General features: G+C 52.7%; 1 protein-coding gene and 2 rRNA genes. 1 reads left to right on the top strand and 2 read right to left on the bottom strand.

Going from position 1 to position 1,239, the window contains the following annotated elements; translation table 11 throughout:
- The first annotated feature begins 106 nt into the window (after window positions 1-106).
- A complete protein-coding gene (locus tag MUBE_RS14415; protein WP_116541062.1) occupies window positions 107-604 on the top strand; it encodes a methylated-DNA--[protein]-cysteine S-methyltransferase in 498 nt (165 codons plus the stop codon).
- A gap of 50 nt (window positions 605-654) precedes the next feature.
- On the opposite strand, the gene rrf is transcribed toward MUBE_RS14415, so the two are convergent.
- A 5S ribosomal RNA gene (gene rrf, locus MUBE_RS14410) occupies window positions 655-767 on the bottom strand.
- A gap of 100 nt (window positions 768-867) precedes the next feature.
- A 23S ribosomal RNA gene (locus MUBE_RS14405) occupies window positions 868-1,239 on the bottom strand; the annotation flags it as partial.

Below are 1,239 nucleotides of genomic sequence, written 5' to 3'. Positions count from 1 at the left end.
ACCCCGTCTTAGCTCAACAACACGACCCCATCACCCCAGTCGCCACACCAATCACCTAACACCCCAACTCCCGAACAAACCAACAATAGGCCTCGAAAGAAGTTGCATGATTTACTACCGTGATATCGACAGCCCTATCGGACCGTTGACCCTGGCCGGGCACGGTTCGATCTTAACGAATCTACGGATGGTCGATCAGACCTACGAGCCCAGTCGTGTCGGCTGGTTACCCAATGGCGACGCATTTGCCGAGGTAGTCAGTCAACTCGACGCCTACTTCGCCGGCGAGCTTACCGAATTTAATGTCGATCTCGATTTACAGGGAACGGAATTCCAACAGCAAGTTTGGCAAGCTCTGCTGACAATTCCGTACGGGGAAACCAGGTCTTACGGAGAGATCGCCGAACAGATCGGTGCTCCTGGTGCCGGGCGTGCCGTAGGATTGGCCAACGGCCGAAATCCCATCGCCATCATTATTCCCTGCCATCGCGTAATTGGCGCTAGCGGACAACTCACCGGCTACGGTGGCGGGCTCGACCGGAAGTTTTCCCTGCTCGAATTGGAAAAGCAACGCACATCGGTAAATTTGACGCTTTTTAACTAAGCGATATATACAAAATACCCCTGATAAATAATCAGGGGTATTTTGTATATATCCGGCAGTGTCCTACTTTTCCACCCAGGTGGGCAGTATCATCGGCGCTGACAAGCTTAGCTTCCGGGTTCGGAATGGTACCGGGCGTTTCCCTATCGCTGTGGCCACCGTAACTCTATTTAACATAACTCTATTTAAATTTCAATTTGTTCTGGTGGAGGGGTGTGATATTCCACGACCAAGTGAGTCTGGATTATGTGGTTGCGATGTGTGTTGGTAAGTTTTCGGCCAATTAGTGCCAGTTCCCTGCGCTCATTACTGAACTTCCAGGTCTGACCTATCAATCCCGTGTTCTGCGGGAGGCCTTATCCCACTAAATGGGTGAGAAACCTGGTCTTAGAAAAGGCTTCCCGCTTAGATGCTTTCAGCGGTTATCCTGCCCGAACGTGGCTATCCAGCGATGCCCCTGGTGGGACAACTGGTATACCAGAGGTTCGTCCGTCCCGGTCCTCTCGTACTAGGGACAGGCTTCCTCAAGTTTCTGACGCGCGCGGCGGATAGAGACCGAACTGTCTCACGACGTTCTAAACCCAGCTCGCGTGCCGCTTTAATGGGCGAACAGCCCAACCCTTGGGACCTGCTCC

Source organism: Mycobacterium uberis, from assembly GCF_003408705.1.
Taxonomy (GTDB): domain Bacteria; phylum Actinomycetota; class Actinomycetes; order Mycobacteriales; family Mycobacteriaceae; genus Mycobacterium; species Mycobacterium uberis.
This window is presented reverse-complemented; position numbering and strand designations above follow the sequence as displayed.

Excerpts from the sequence above, each read along its gene's own strand:
- MUBE_RS14415 (WP_116541062.1), top strand. The coding sequence starts at position 107 with ATGATTTACTACCGTGATATCGACAGCCCTATCGGACCGTTGACCCTG.